The 14,101-nt window shown below is 45.3% G+C and carries 14 protein-coding genes and 1 other annotated feature; of the genes, 9 read left to right on the top strand and 5 right to left on the bottom strand.

Annotated elements, in window-relative coordinates:
- Nucleotides 1-9: 9 nt before the first annotated feature.
- Nucleotides 10-1,518 carry a glucose-6-phosphate dehydrogenase gene (gene zwf / locus JI667_RS01710; protein WP_206849600.1) on the bottom strand — a complete coding sequence of 503 codons (1,509 nt, stop codon included), beginning with the start codon at nt 1,516-1,518 and terminating at the stop codon, nt 10-12.
- Nucleotides 1,519-1,798: 280 nt separating this feature from the next.
- Between zwf and rnz the strand changes: the two genes are divergently transcribed.
- From rnz to JI667_RS01695, 3 genes are read left to right on the top strand one after another with little or no spacing between them, the layout of a single operon-like run.
- Entirely contained in the window at nt 1,799-2,725 is a 927-nt protein-coding gene (gene rnz / locus JI667_RS01705) for a ribonuclease Z (protein ID WP_206849598.1), read from the top strand.
- Between the two features lie 12 nt (nt 2,726-2,737).
- On the top strand, nt 2,738-3,277 hold the full coding sequence (locus JI667_RS01700; protein WP_206849596.1) for a histidine phosphatase family protein: 540 nt from the start codon (nt 2,738-2,740) through the stop codon (nt 3,275-3,277).
- Between the two features lie 34 nt (nt 3,278-3,311).
- Complete coding sequence (locus JI667_RS01695; RefSeq protein WP_206849594.1) at nt 3,312-4,067, top strand: GNAT family N-acetyltransferase; 756 nt, start codon at nt 3,312-3,314, stop codon at nt 4,065-4,067.
- Between the two features lie 41 nt (nt 4,068-4,108).
- Here JI667_RS01695 and namA read toward each other — a convergent pair whose 3' ends face one another.
- The 3 genes from namA to proC all read right to left on the bottom strand — a co-directional run bounded on the left by namA (nt 4,109) and on the right by proC (nt 7,267).
- A complete protein-coding gene (namA, locus tag JI667_RS01690; RefSeq protein ID WP_206849592.1) occupies nt 4,109-5,125 on the bottom strand; it encodes an NADPH dehydrogenase NamA in 1,017 nt (338 codons plus the stop codon).
- A 96-nt stretch (nt 5,126-5,221) separates the two neighbouring features.
- A complete protein-coding gene (locus JI667_RS01685) occupies nt 5,222-6,373 on the bottom strand; it encodes a glycosyltransferase (protein WP_206849590.1) in 1,152 nt (383 codons plus the stop codon).
- 75 nt (nt 6,374-6,448) lie between these two features.
- Complete coding sequence (gene proC, locus JI667_RS01680) at nt 6,449-7,267, bottom strand: pyrroline-5-carboxylate reductase (RefSeq protein WP_206849588.1); 819 nt, start codon at nt 7,265-7,267, stop codon at nt 6,449-6,451.
- A gap of 45 nt (nt 7,268-7,312) precedes the next feature.
- Nucleotides 7,313-7,536, bottom strand: a binding site (T-box leader).
- A gap of 226 nt (nt 7,537-7,762) precedes the next feature.
- Between proC and JI667_RS01675 the strand changes: the two genes are divergently transcribed.
- From JI667_RS01675 to JI667_RS01655, 5 genes are all read left to right on the top strand, one after another.
- Nucleotides 7,763-8,722 (top strand): MBL fold metallo-hydrolase, encoded by a 960-nt coding sequence (locus tag JI667_RS01675; protein WP_206849586.1) that lies wholly within the window; start codon nt 7,763-7,765, stop codon nt 8,720-8,722.
- A 16-nt stretch (nt 8,723-8,738) separates the two neighbouring features.
- Entirely contained in the window at nt 8,739-9,533 is a 795-nt protein-coding gene (locus JI667_RS01670) for an SDR family NAD(P)-dependent oxidoreductase (RefSeq protein WP_206849576.1), read from the top strand.
- A gap of 49 nt (nt 9,534-9,582) precedes the next feature.
- Entirely contained in the window at nt 9,583-10,104 is a 522-nt protein-coding gene (locus tag JI667_RS01665; RefSeq protein ID WP_206849574.1) for a DUF3221 domain-containing protein, read from the top strand.
- A gap of 196 nt (nt 10,105-10,300) precedes the next feature.
- Nucleotides 10,301-11,152 carry a GRP family sugar transporter gene (locus JI667_RS01660; protein ID WP_206850502.1) on the top strand — a complete coding sequence of 284 codons (852 nt, stop codon included), beginning with the start codon at nt 10,301-10,303 and terminating at the stop codon, nt 11,150-11,152.
- A 12-nt stretch (nt 11,153-11,164) separates the two neighbouring features.
- Nucleotides 11,165-11,950, top strand: coding sequence for a glucose-1-dehydrogenase (locus JI667_RS01655; protein ID WP_206849572.1), 786 nt, complete (start codon nt 11,165-11,167; stop codon nt 11,948-11,950).
- Between the two features lie 47 nt (nt 11,951-11,997).
- Here the strand turns inward: JI667_RS01655 and JI667_RS01650 are convergent, their stop codons facing one another.
- Nucleotides 11,998-12,300 (bottom strand): EthD family reductase, encoded by a 303-nt coding sequence (locus JI667_RS01650; protein WP_206849570.1) that lies wholly within the window; start codon nt 12,298-12,300, stop codon nt 11,998-12,000.
- A gap of 521 nt (nt 12,301-12,821) precedes the next feature.
- On the opposite strand from JI667_RS01650, the gene JI667_RS01645 reads away from it, so the two are divergent.
- Entirely contained in the window at nt 12,822-14,084 is a 1,263-nt protein-coding gene (locus JI667_RS01645; protein WP_206849568.1) for a DNA polymerase thumb domain-containing protein, read from the top strand.
- Nucleotides 14,085-14,101: the final 17 nt, after the last annotated feature.

Raw genomic sequence — 14,101 nt, 5'->3', positions numbered from 1 at the left:
ACACCTTTCTTAGCATTGGTCTACATCAAGGTTGGCAATTGGCCACCAGGAGAAGCCGTCTTTTGCCAGCAGATTGTCAGCGGCTTTCGGTCCCATCGAACCTGCTTCGTAGTTCGGGAATTCTCCGTCACGGGTATGTTCCCATACATCAGAGATTTTGTCGACGAATGCCCATGATAGTTTTACTTCATCCCAGTGTGTGAAATTCGTGGCATCTCCACGCAGACAGTCGAATAAGAGTTTTTCATATGCTTCCGGAGTGTTCATGCCATCTACGCTGTTGTTGGCAAAGTTCAGCTTCACCGGAGTCGTTTCGATGTTCTGTCCGGATTTCTTTACGTTCAGGTGAAGAGTGATTCCTTCTTCAGGCTGGATGTGAATGACCAGAAGGTTTGGCGCCAGCGGCTTGTCCGGATTATAATACAGGTTCATCGGGATATCTTTGAACTGGATGACAATCTTCGTTGATTTGGTTTCCATTCTTTTTCCTGTGCGGATATAGAAAGGCACACCTGCCCAACGGAAGTTATCAATCATCAGCTTACCGGCAACATAAGTTTCCGTATTGGACTGTTCATCGACGTTCTCTGCTTCGCGGTAGCCAGGAAGTTCTTCATTTCCTGCTTTTCCAGGACCGTATTGCCCACGAACGAAGTAATCCTTGACTTCATCCTGTTCAAATGGACGAAGTGAACGTAATACACGTACTTTTTCACTGCGGATTTCATCCGTCGTTAATTTGATGGGTGGCTCCATGGCAAGTAAGGCAACCATCTGAAGGAGATGATTTTGCACCATATCGCGAAGGGCCCCGCTTTTTTCATAATAGCGACCTCGATCTTCCACACCAAGCTCTTCGGATGAAGTGACCTGGATATTGGAAATATAGCGGTTGTTCCAAAGTGGTTCGAACATGGCGTTTGAGAAACGGATGACTTCGATGTTCTGAACCATTTCTTTGCCTAGGTAGTGATCGATACGATAAATTTGGTCTTCAGAGAATGATTCACGGATCTGGCTGTTCAGTTTTTCAGCTGAAGGAAGATCGTGGCCGAAGGGCTTTTCAATCACTAGTCTTTGGAATCCGCTTGTATCGGTTAATCCTTGATTTTTCAACTGTTCAGTGATTGTTCCGAAGAATTCAGGCGCCATCGCCAAGTAGAAAACACGGTTGCCTTCCAATTCATATGTTTCATCCAGTTCATCGGATAAGTCTTTTAATGCTTTGTATGAATCGCTGTTTGAAACATCATTTGGCTGGTAATAAAAATGGGAAACGAATTCATCGATGTTTTCATTGCTGCCTAACGCCTTATGTACCGATGTTTTGACGTGTTCCTGAAATTCTTCATTTGACCATTCCCGTCGCGCCACACCTACAACGGCAAAACGCTTGGAGATTTTCCCTTTACGGAACAAATGATAAAGAGACGGATAGAGTTTCCTTTTGGCTAAATCACCAGTCGCTCCAAAGATGGTAATCAGAGATGTTGGTGTCGTTGAATTATTCAATGTCATGACCTCACTTTATCTTGTTGTAACCCTTATTTATGCGTTTCTTCTTATTTAATATCCTCTACAATTACTTAATTTTAAAGACTTATGATTCATTTAGCAAATGATATGCTGAGGACTTTTTCTGCGTATATGCATGAAAACGTTTTATCTTTTTTGCAAACATCTTCGTCATTATGTTGGCTTTAATTTTCATTCTTATGACTGATTTTCCGTGAAAGGGTAAAATAGTGGCGATTATGCTAAAATGGAGACAAAATAGTTCATCTGAGGAGTGAATACAGTGGAATTATTGTTTTTAGGTACGGGCGCCGGAGTTCCTGCCAAACTCCGCAACGTGACCAGTATTGCATTGAAATTATTGGAGGAGCGTGGTGCAGTCTGGCTCTTTGATTGCGGGGAAGCGACACAGCATCAAATTTTACATACAAGCTTGAAACCAAGAAGAATCGAAAAAATTTTTATAACCCATCTTCATGGTGATCATATTTACGGCTTGCCCGGGTTACTTGGGAGCCGTTCTTTTCAGGGGGGAGAATCACAGTTGACCGTATATGGTCCTAAGGGGATCAAGGAGTATATTGAGGTTTCCCTCTCTGTCAGCAGGACACATCTTCAGTATCCTCTTGAAGTGAAGGAGATCGGGGAAGGGATCATGTTTGAGGATGACGCTTTTCGTGTTGAAGCATTGGCATTGGATCATGCACTGCCTACCTTCGGATACCGGGTGGTTGAAAAGGATAAGGCCGGAGTATTGCAAGTAGACCGATTGCGGGAAAGCGGCGTTTCGCCGGGTCCCCTCTATAAGAGGTTGAAAGCGGGAGAAACGGTCAAGTTGGAAGGTGGCAGGGAGATTGACGGGATGGACTTTCTTGGACCCTCTATTCCAGGGCGTGTTGTCACGGTGCTTGGAGACACACGGGTCTGTTCCGCTGCGGTGGAGCTTGGGAAAGGTGCGGATGTGCTGGTCCATGAAGCAACCTTTAACCGGGATCAAGAGGATATGGCCAGGGAATATTTCCACTCCACGACGAAACAAGCAGGGGAGACGGCCCTTCTAGCCGGAGCGAAGAGGCTTTTCTTGACTCATATTTCTTCCAGATATGCCAAGGAATCATGGGGGGAGCTTGAGATGGAAGCGAGGGAAATCTTCCCTGAAACATACATGGCAAAAGATTTCTTGGAATACGTCATACCTTTAAAGAAATAGGGGGGAGAAAAATTGAAAACAATCTATGTCGTGCGTCATGCAAAGGCGGAAGGTCAGCGGTTTCAGGCTCCTTTATCGGAAGAAGGGGAACGTCAGGCACTTCAATTATCAACCCTTTTAGAAAATCGATCCATACAGGCGATTTATTCAAGTCCCTTTGTAAGGGCAAAGGGTACGATTGCTCCTTTTGCCATGCGGTCCGGTCTTACGGTGCAGGAGGATGACCGACTGGGGGAAAGGGTGTTGAGTGACCGGGATCTTCCCGACTGGAGGGAAAGGCTGAAGGACAGCTTCGACAATTTCTCCCTTTCATTGCCTGGCGGTGAGTCCAATCAAATGGCACTGGAACGTGCAAGATCATTTGTGGATGAGGTAATGAAAAAAGAAGAGGACCGGATCGTTTGTGTTAGCCATGGAAATTTAACAACGCTTTTATTAAGGTTGTTTGATGACACCTATGGATACAAGGAGCTTTTCGCTCTTTCAAATCCGGATGTATACGTCGTTGAAATAGTAAATCAGCGCGCCACTGTGCGTCGCATATGGGAATAGGAAAAAGTGTACATAGACACAAGGGGGAGTCAATATGAAAGCATACACATTTGACCATATTTATTATCCAGGACATGTTATCGGGGAAAACGCACTTTATAAACATGTTCATTATCCGGAAATGCTGACGAGGTATGATAGCAACTTTCTGGCATTCACGAGACAACTTACTGTCGAAGAGTTTAAAGATGCTTCCCTTTTTTTAAGGGAATTCCATCAATCGAAAGGTCAGAAACACGTGAAATTTCTGTTTCCTCAAGATCACAAACCTTCAGAAGAACTGATGGACTATTTTAAACAAGAGGGATATGACGTCGGATTCAATGAACTTTATTCCATTGAACCAGATCAATTCCCGACAGTGGAAGAGAATTCTGACATAGAAGTCAAAGAAGTGACTAAGAAGGAACTGAATGATTATCTTGCTTTTCAGTATGATCAGGATATGGACTATGGACGGGAATTTGCCGATCAAAAGGTGGATATGCATAAGCGGAATTTTGAAAATCCCTGTATTATGCAGGTACTTGCTTATTATAAGGAGACACCTGCAGGGTCCGTGGATGTGATCATTGAAGAAGATGCTGTGGAAATCGACGGATTGATGGTTCACGAAACCTTTCAAAAGAAAGGAATCGGCAGCAGGCTGCAACGATTTGTCATGGACCGGTTCTCTGACAGGGATGTCATATTGGTTGCGGATGGGGAAGATACGCCGAGACTGATGTATCAGAAGCAGGGTTACACGTGTTTAGGTTTTCGGTATGAGGTGCAGAAGGTGTATAAATAAAAGAGAGCGCGGAACCGGGGGTTCCGCGCTCTTTCTTTGGATTACCAGCCGCGCTCATACTGTTTAGGTGCTTCAATCTCTACACCCAACTCTTTCGCTGCCGTTCTTGGCCAGTATGGATCTCTCAGGAGTTCACGTGCGAGGAGGACAAGGTCTGCCCGTTCGTTTTGCAGGATTTCTTCTGCCTGAATGCCGGTTGTTATCAATCCAACAGCTCCTGTATCGATGCCTGCTCCGTTCTTGATATCCTCGGCAAGCTTCACCTGATAGCCCGGGAATACAGGGATGCGTGCAGGTACCAGGGCGCCTGAGCTGACGTCAATCAAGTCGACACCTTGTTCTTTCATCCATTTTGCAAAGACGACATAGTCTTCCACGTCCAGCCCTTCATCGTGATAATCCTTGGCAGAAACACGGACGAGGAGTGGTCCATCCCACACCTGTTGGATGCCGTCAATGATTTCACGTAGGAAACGGTAGCGGTTTTCTGCCGATCCGCCGTATTCATCCGTCCGTTTATTGGATAAAGGGGAGAGGAACTCATTGATGAGATATCCGTGGGCGCCGTGAATCTCGATTACATCAAAGCCCGCTCTCTTTGCTCTTTCGGCTCCCTTTATGAAGGCCGCGATTGTTTCTTCTATATCATTCGCTGACATTTCTACCGGGGTTTTCATCTCATCGTTAAAGGAAATGGCAGATGGTGCGAGGATATCGCCATCAAGGACAGCTTTTCTTCCTGCATGGGCAAGCTGGATGCCTGTCTTTGCCCCTTGCTCTTTCATCAGATCCACTAACTCTTTTAATCCTTCAATATGTGCATCATCCCAGATACCTAAATCTTGTGGAGAAATTCTTCCCTGTGGCGTAACCGCCGATGCTTCTAGGATGATGAGTCCGACTCCTCCGACCGCACGGCTTGTATAGTGGGTCCGATGCCAGTTTTCGACTTTTCCATCTTCATGGTGGGAAGAGTACATGCACATCGGGGCCATAACGATTCTGTTCTTCAGTTCTACATTTTTAAGTTTATATGGTTCGAATAATTTTGCTTTCATCTTCGATCACCTTCCACGACGAATTTATTTCGGGTTTCTAAACAGTTATACACAGTGATTATATCAACAACATTTTTGCCCGAAAAGAAATGTGCTTTATTTTCTTTTTTGTTTCAAGTCCTTCAACGGATAAATCGTTCCTCGCCATTCAATACCTCCCCTTTTGAAGGTTAGAAAGGTGGCTCTTGCGATGGAATAGATGAATAACATGGCGGTAGCAGGCAAAGAAAGAAAAAGGAGGGGAGACTCGTTCGTCATTTCTTTTATCACTTTTAAGTAGGTAATACCGATGAAGAAAATGATCAGCAGGCTGACGGTCGCAATGAGCGGATCTCTAGAGAATATCGTTAAGAAAGGCAGTACAGTGGAGCAGAATACCCCCGTCATCGCAAACAATACAAGGAGAATAGAATAATGGAGCCCGGCAAACGTATTTTTCTCAAGACCTTTAAACGCCTCTTTCAACGATTGGTACCATTCGACTTCTAGGGACTTTAAGGCAGTGAGGAAAGCCTGGTTTTTGCCCTGTTTTTTCATCGTGATGCCGAGCTGCAAATCATCATCGGGCATATGCTTGATCTTCTCATGAGTTCCAATCTCCTCATAAGCTGAACGGGTGACGAGATTGAATGCGCCAATCCCCATTCCTGTATTAGAGGAAGGATCATTTGCTTTCCATGGACGCTTATAAAATGAAAAACCGAATAAAAAGAATGCAACAAAGCTTCTTAACCAGAAAGTTTGTGATTTGATGCCGGGTGCCAAGGTCAGGTGGTCAAGTTTCCGTGATTGTAAGAAACCGACAGCTCTTGATAGCGTCGAAGGATCTTTATACAGTACGTCTGCATCGGTAAACAGGATCAGTGACCCTTTTGAGCGTTTATACCCTTTGTATAATGCCTGATTTTTGCCAAGCCAGCCTTTTTCCAGGGAATCGATATGAAGGACTTGGATCCTCTTGTCTTTTTCCGCCATTGCCTCCAGTTTCACTGGGGTGTCGTCTGTGGAACGGTCATTAACGAGAATCCATTCAATCCGGTCATAGTCCTGATCGAGTTGTGACAGAATACTGTCTGAAATGGTTTCCTCTTCGTTCCTTGCTGGCACAATGATGGATAGAAACGGTCTGTCTGCTGTTAACTGAAATTCTTCGATCGATGTAAGCTTTCCCAGGCCCCTCCACACGTCTATGGAGAGAACAATCCAGACCACAAGGATTGTAGAAAGGAAGATAATCAGGAGATTCATGTGTGTCGACCCTCTTCTTTTTCTCTGATTGTAACAATGTGATGGAATCTTTTCGAATCATGGTGGGCTTTCCGTTTATTTTTTCAAAGATTGCTTCTTTAATTCACTTCCAAGGACCAGGGATCGGTCCTTTGCAGAAGTGATACATTGGAGAAAGGCATCCCTTACCTGGTGATCTTCTAGCTTTCTAATACCCGCCTCGGTTGTGCCACCTGCACTGGTTACGTTTTTCCTCAATTCACCGGCTTCTAATCCGGATTCAGAAAGCATGGCACTCGCTCCTGCAATTGTCTGGGTCACCATACTTTCGGCGAGCTCTTCTTCGAGTCCCAATTCGACTGCCGCGTGCTTCATGATTTCGGCAATATAATAGATATAAGCAGGCCCGCTTCCGGAAAGTGCCGTAATGAGGTCCAGCTTCTCTTCTTCTACCTCTGTTGCCATTCCGACAGATTGAAAGAGTGTTTTAGTCCATTCCTTTTGAGAGTGTGAGAGGTTTCCGTTAAAGGATACAGCCGTTGCCGATTTCCCAAGGGTGGCACTAGTATTGGGCATGGCTCTTGCAATGGCCCCGTTAAAGGAAAGCCTGTCGCTTATATGTTCCAAGGTGATCCCTGCCAGTACAGAAATAACAAGCGTATCTTCTGAGAGGTGGGGGCTGATCGACTCTGCCGCTTCATGAAAGTCCTTTGGTTTCATGGCAAGAATGACGACATCATAGGGGATGTTCTGATTCACCCTCTGAACACAGAATTCGTGCATGATTTCTTCTAAACGCTGCTGGTTGGCACGATTGGTTACATACACTTCTTCACTTCTCAATACGCCTGCTTTCAAGGCGCCGCTCATTAATGCATGTGCCATCGATCCTGCCCCGATAAATAATGTCTTCATTCCCTCATTCCTCCCTTTATAGTAAAAAGACAGACCCTCTCATCCTTAAAGGACGAAAGGGTCTGTCTTCCGTGGTACCACCTTGTTTTGTCCATTTTCAATCGAAGAAAATGAACACACTCTTAAATTCCATTAACGCTGGAGAACGTTCTGCTTTAAGACGCTCAAAAGGCAGGTTCACGAATAGAGGGGACGACGGTGCCTTTCAGCCGGTGGGCTCCGTTCTCTGACATCATCTATTCATTACTAGTCTTTATCATCGCTTTTTCATGTATCAATAGGTAAAAAATGAAGATCAAGTAGATATTATAGGTGATTATCTTTGAAAGACAGCTTGTTTGTCAAGTGTTTATTTCAGTATATTCAATCATTTTAAAAATGACATTGTACACGAAAAATTGTACACTAGGTACTGAAGGGTCATTCATTTTTTGTGAGTGGCTGAGGGTATGGTGTTTGCTTTACCCTTTTTATTATGAAGAATGTGGTGAAAATATGACAACCTTAGTGAATGATATTGCAAAAATCACACTTTCCACTCCATTTGCCGTAGGAGATGTGAATGTTTATTTAGTGAAAGGGGATGCTTTGACGCTGGTTGATGCAGGTCCTCTTACCGATGCGGCCTGGATACAGCTGACGGAGCAATTATCCGCTTTAGGATATACACCGGGGGATATCGAACAAATCGTCCTGACCCATCACCATCCGGATCATGCTGGACTGCTTGACCGTTTTCAGTCCTCCGTTACTGTTTATGGTCACCAATATAATCGATTCTGGCTTCACCGCGATGACCACTTCCATGAAGTGTACGACCGTTTTTTTATGCAGTTGGCTATTGAATCGGGATTGCCCCATGAGTATCTCTCAGCTATCCCAAAATTTAAGAGTGCGTTGAAATTCATGGGAAACCGTAAGCTGGACGTGGTAATCGGCGAAGGGGATAAAGTGCCTGGAATGGAAGGATGGTCCATAATCGAAACCCTGGGCCACGCACAGAGTCACTTATCATTTTATCGTGAACGTGATGGTGTTCTGATCGCGGGAGATCACATTCTTGCAACGATTTCTCCCAATCCCCTCATTGAACCTCCATTCGAGGGGGAAATGGAGCGTTCAAAGCCATTGCTGCAATATAATGCTTCATTGAAAAAACTGCTGGACATACCGATTACCCTTGCTTACACGGGCCATGGGGACAATATTGAAGATGTTCATGGATTAATTCCGAGGAGATTAGGGAAACAAGATGAGAGGGCTCAAGGCGTGCTCGGGATGATAAGAGGAAATCGAGTGACCGTATTTGAGGTTTGCAAGAGGCTATTTCCTTCCGTTTACCGAAAGGAACTCGGCTTGACACTGTCCGAAACCATCGGGCAATTGGACTACTTGGAATCCCTTCACTACATAAAAAAAGAAAAACATGAAGGAATTTTTTATTATTTCGCTTAGAAAGATGTGACGTTCCATGAATAGTAGAATCAAAGGTAAAACGATTGTCATTACCGGTGCCTCTGGAGGCATTGGGGAACAGATGGCCATCAAGGTTGCCGAGAGTGGCGGGAACCTTGCGTTGATTGCGCGCCGCGTCCATCTCCTCCAGGCATTGAAGGAAAAGTTGACAACAGAATATAAGTGTAAGGTGGAAGTCTATCCATTAAACGTAACGGATTATGAGCAAATTCCCTCTGTCTTCCACACCATCCTTGAGGACTTTGGAACCATTCATGCCTTGATCAATAATGCGGGTTATGGAATATTTCAAGAAGCGCATGAAGTCACCTTTCAAGATGTGAAAGGAATGATGGATGTGAATGTGCTAGGCCTTATGGCGTGCACAGGTGAAGTCCTTCCCCATATGCGTGAACAAGGTTTCGGGCACATTATGAATATCGCTTCTCAGGCAGGGAAGTTTGCCACCCCGAAATCAAGTGCATATTCAGCCTCCAAGCATGCTGTCCTGGGCTATACAAACAGTGTAAGGATGGAAGCGAAAAGGTATGGTGTAAAGGTGACCGCTGTAAACCCCGGTCCGATCGCCACGGACTTCTTTTCCATTGCCGATGAATCTGGGAATTATGTTAAGAATGTAGAAAAATTCATGCTTGATCCTGCATATGTTGCAGACACGGTAGTGAACGGGCTCTTTACGAACAAGAGAGAAATCAACCTGCCACGGTGGATGAATATGGGCAGTAAGATCTATCAATTATTCCCATCATTTGTCGAAAAAGCAGGAAATAACCTATTTTTCAAAAAATAGTGAAACTTAATACTGTCCTCAATCGTCTAATCACATAAGGGGGGAGTCTATGAAAAAATGTTTGACTGTTCTGATACTTTGTTTCTGTTTATTGTGTACCGGCTGCGGGCCTTCAACATCTGTCAACTCTCAGGGCAGTACAGATTTCATAGGCTTCGTGACCCGGATGGAGAATAACGAGGTATTGATCAATGATATTTGGTTTTCTTTCGATCAACATACCGTCATAGTGACTGATCAAGACAAAAAGCTGCATAAAGAAGATATAGAACTGGGCAAAAAAGTGAATGTGACCTTCAATGGCGAGCTCCAGGAATCCTATCCCAGAAGAGCTTCTGCGGACCAACTGGTGTTCCTGACAGACGTGCAAAGTGAAACAGAAAAAAATGTCGTTCAATTAGTCATGAGAGATCCCCGGTTTTCAGAGGTGGTCATCCAATCCATCGAAAAAAATCCTACCGGCTTATATTCACTCCGTTTTAAAGACCTTTCCATCGATCGTGATGTCCATGTTATGGTGAATGTCGAGAATGAAAGAGTGATTGTCCCGATACATACGTCCACCCAATAGCAAAAAAGAAAGCGTTGATGACCAATCACCGCTTTCTTTTTTCTGTCCGCATTCCTCTTTTCGAGATTACACCGTAGAAAAGAAGGGTATGCATCAGAGAGTGGGAAATCTTTTAGGTTTTTCCAGTCGAAACGGCTAGAATGACGGTTTCGGAGGAAAACTATGATCATTGTTGGAAAAAGGATGTGGATGTATGATAGGGATTCTTTTAGCCCTGATCCCTGCGGTTGCGTGGGGAAGTCTTGTGTTTGTAAGTGTAAAACTCGGAGGGAATGCCTATAGTCAAACGGTTGGAATCACGGTTGGCTCACTGCTGTTTGCAATTGGCGTTTTCTTCATCAAATCCCCTGAATTAACGTTATTTGTCTGGGGAATCGGGTTTATTTCCGGCGTCTTCTGGGCGGTCGGACAAGTGAACCAGCTGGCCAGTGTAAAATTCATCGGCGTTTCAAAAACCGTCCCGATTTCAACGGGGATGCAGCTGATTGGAACGACCCTTTTTGGTGTTTTAGTATTCAAGGAATGGAAAACGACTGAAACGATCCTCCTCGGCAGCGGAGCGGTTTTAGCTCTTATCATCGGTGTCGTCCTGACCTCATTCACTCAAAAATCCGAGGGTGATGAAGACTCACAACTTAAAAAAGGCTTAATGACGCTCCTTCTTTCAAGTTGTGGTTACATAGCATATGTGGTCATCTTAAGATGGTTTGATATCGATGGCTGGGAAGCGATTTTGCCTCAGGCAATCGGCATGTTCATTGGAGCCGTTGTCATCACTTTCAGGCATAAACCATTTAATAAATATACGATCCGGAATATCTTAACCGGACTTATGTGGGCTTCGGGAAATCTGGGGCTGCTGCTTGCCCTTCCACGTATCGGGGTCGCAACAAGTTTCTCCCTTTCCCAAACGGGAATCGTCATTTCGACTCTCGGAGGTTTGTTTTTCTTAGGTGAAAAGAAATCGAAAAAGCAGATCCTTCTCGTCATCGCAGGCTGTGTGCTGATCATTATCGGCGGTGTGCTATTAGGATTTACGAAAGATTAAGGAGGAATGGATATGTATTCAGATCTAATAGATAAGGTCGTCATTATAACGGGAGCTGCAACGGGTATCGGAAAGGCGATTGCGAAACGGTTCGCGTCTGAAGGTTGTAAGGTTGTCATTAACTATTTCAAAGATGAAGAAAACCCAGAAGAAGTAGTAAAAGAAATTGAAGAAGCAGGGGGAACAGCCTCCATCATTCAGGGGGACGTTTCAAATGAAGAGGACGTTCAGGGCTTTGTCCAATTTGCCCATGATACATATGGCAGTTTGGATATCTACGTGAATAACGCTGGAATCGAAAATGAAGTCCCGTCTGAAAACCTGCCGATTGAAGATTGGCAAAGGGTCATCAATACGAATCTCACAGGTACATTCCTTGGGTGCCGTGAAGCGGCAAAATACATGCTCAATCATCATATTAAAGGATCCATCATCAATGTTTCTTCCGTACATGAAATCATTCCTTGGCCTCACTTTGCTCACTATGCTGCCAGTAAGGGAGGAGTGAAATTATTAATGGAGAGTCTTGCATTGGAATTCGCTCCCGATGGAATCCGGGTGAATAATATCGCTCCCGGGGCCATCGATACACCCATCAATGCGGAAAAATTCTCAGATCCGGAAAAGAAAAAAGGAGTGGAGAAACTCATCCCTCTTGGCTATATCGGAGAACCCGAGCAGGTTGCTTCCTGTGCGGTTTTCCTTGCATCTGATCAAGCGAGCTACGTCACGGGCACGACTCTCATTGCCGACGGTGGCATGACGAAATATCCTGGCTTCCAAGCCGGAAAAGGGTAATGAACTAAGGCCGGAATCATGGTAGATTCCGGCCTTTATTATAGCGTTTAATCTACGATCGTGATAATCGGCGGTTTTTCTAAGTATTTCATAAAGTTTGGCACGTCATCCCCGACGGCTTTCCACTGCTCCGACGCAAATGCTTCTTTCATGGCACCTTTGTTTTCAAACTCTATTTCTGTTATTAAGTATAGGGATAAATCAGTGTTTTGATTCGATAATACCCGTTGTACTCTAGCCTCTTTTACATTGGGCACCTTTTCTGCAATCGGCATATGGGTGTTGAAGTAATACTCTTCGAACTTGTCCTGATCTTTTGGCTTTTCATACATCACAATTACTTTCGGCATGTTACTCCTCCTTATATTCACAATGATCGTTCTTTTGAATTTTAACAAATATAGGAAAATACGACTATGTCATTCATAACAAAAATATCGACAGGATCTGACTTAGGCGTGTGTCTTTCATGCTTGTCGGGCCTGACCAAGCCGCCTCCGCTTTTCTTGTGTCCAGCTGCAGGGGCTTGGGGCTCGAGGTCATAAGCCAAGTAACCCAAAAAGGCAAAGGGCGCCTTTCCGGGTTACTCGTCTTATGCTTGTCGCCCCAGGGCGAGCCCCTTCCACTTTTCTTTGTCCAGCTCCGGCGGCTAGTCCCTCGAGGTCACAACTGAAAAATTCCATAAGGCAAAAAGCGCCTTTTGGAATTTCCCAGTTGTGCTTGTCGAGCCTGACCAAGCCGCCTCCGCTTTTCTTATTATTCTCTCCATTTCCAGTAATTTAAGTTGAAAGGGAACGTATATTCGTATAGAATCATAACTATACTATACAAGAACGTTTGTTCTTATTTAGGTAAAATGGAGGGCGAAGATATGACTGTCGATTACAGTGTGCTGCCACACCACAAGATTTTGTGCATCGATATGAAGAGCTTTTATGCTAGCTGTTCGGCTGTCATGGAGGGGCTGGATCCCCTTGGATGCCACTTGGCTGTAGTGGGGGATAAAAGCCGGCAGGGAAGCATCGTGCTGGCTGCCTCGCCCAGGATGAAGAAGGACTTTGGAATCAAAACGGGTTCGCGGATGTTTGAAATTCCGAACGATCCACGAATCCGCCTTGTAGAGCCGAAAATGGCGACGTATGTACGGATTTCAACGGAGCTCACCCGTCTGTTTCATCGCTATGTACCGAAGGATGCCATCCATACGTACAGCGTGGATGAAAGCTTCATCAAGATTGATGGGGCGACGAGTCTCTGGGGGGATGCGACCACCATCGCAGGGAAGATCAAAGACGATATGGAAAGGGAATTCCAACTTCCATGCGCCATCGGAATCGGCCCCAACATGCTTCTGTCCAAGCTGTGCCTGGATCTTGAAGCAAAGAAAGAAGGGATTGCCGAGTGGACATATGAAGACGTTTCGGAGAAACTGTGGCCCCTGGCACCGTTACGCGAGATGTGGGGGATAGGCGGACGCCTTGAAAAGACCCTCAATCGGATGGGCATCTTCTCTGTCGGACAGTTGGCGAAGTATGATCTCGGGAAGCTTGAGGCGAAGTTCGGCGTGATGGGGAACCAGCTTTATCACCATGCATGGGGAGTGGATCTGTCGGAAATAGGCGCCCCGATCATGGATGGCCAGGTCAGCTTCGGAAAGGGGCAGATCCTCCTCAGGGATTACAAAGAGAAAAAGGAAATCAAGCGCGTCATTTTGGAAATGTGCGAAGAAGTAGCAAGACGCGCCCGGACCCATTGCAAGGCGGGGAGGACCGTCAGCTTTGGGATCGGCTACAGCCACGAAGAATTCGGCGGCGGGTTTCACCGGTCAAGGACGATAGAGGAACCGACCAATATCACCATGGACTTGTACCGGGTGTGCCTGGACCTATTCGAAGAGAACTACAATGGAAAAACCGTCCGGAAAATCAACATCACCCTTTCAAATATAGTGGAGGATGGAGCGATGCAGGTGTCCCTTTTTGAACCTGACCGTTGGGAAAAACGGGAGCTTGGGTATGTGGTGGATCGCATCCGGAATAGATATGGATCAGGGGCACTTCTCCGCGCCGTTTCCTACACAGAAGCAGGAACAGCGAAGCATCGTGCCCGCTTGGTGGGCGGACATAAATCGTAACGAATGGAGGTGAGAGA

Source organism: Bacillus sp. NTK074B (assembly GCF_017303375.1).
GTDB lineage: Bacteria > Bacillota > Bacilli > Bacillales > Bacillaceae_B > Rossellomorea.
This window is presented reverse-complemented; position numbering and strand designations above follow the sequence as displayed.

Bases quoted from the DNA above. Each gene is read 5' to 3' on its own strand.
- zwf (WP_206849600.1), bottom strand. From the start codon at position 1,518: ATGACATTGAATAATTCAACGACACCAACATCTCTGATTACCATCTTT.
- JI667_RS01695 (WP_206849594.1), top strand. From the start codon at position 3,312: ATGAAAGCATACACATTTGACCATATTTATTATCCAGGACATGTTATC.
- namA (WP_206849592.1), bottom strand. From the start codon at position 5,125: ATGAAAGCAAAATTATTCGAACCATATAAACTTAAAAATGTAGAACTG.
- JI667_RS01685 (WP_206849590.1), bottom strand. From the start codon at position 6,373: ATGAATCTCCTGATTATCTTCCTTTCTACAATCCTTGTGGTCTGGATT.
- proC (WP_206849588.1), bottom strand. From the start codon at position 7,267: ATGAAGACATTATTTATCGGGGCAGGATCGATGGCACATGCATTAATG.
- JI667_RS01675 (WP_206849586.1), top strand. From the start codon at position 7,763: ATGACAACCTTAGTGAATGATATTGCAAAAATCACACTTTCCACTCCA.
- JI667_RS01670 (WP_206849576.1), top strand. From the start codon at position 8,739: ATGAATAGTAGAATCAAAGGTAAAACGATTGTCATTACCGGTGCCTCT.
- JI667_RS01665 (WP_206849574.1), top strand. From the start codon at position 9,583: ATGAAAAAATGTTTGACTGTTCTGATACTTTGTTTCTGTTTATTGTGT.
- JI667_RS01655 (WP_206849572.1), top strand. From the start codon at position 11,165: ATGTATTCAGATCTAATAGATAAGGTCGTCATTATAACGGGAGCTGCA.
- JI667_RS01650 (WP_206849570.1), bottom strand. From the start codon at position 12,300: ATGCCGAAAGTAATTGTGATGTATGAAAAGCCAAAAGATCAGGACAAG.
- JI667_RS01645 (WP_206849568.1), top strand. From the start codon at position 12,822: ATGACTGTCGATTACAGTGTGCTGCCACACCACAAGATTTTGTGCATC.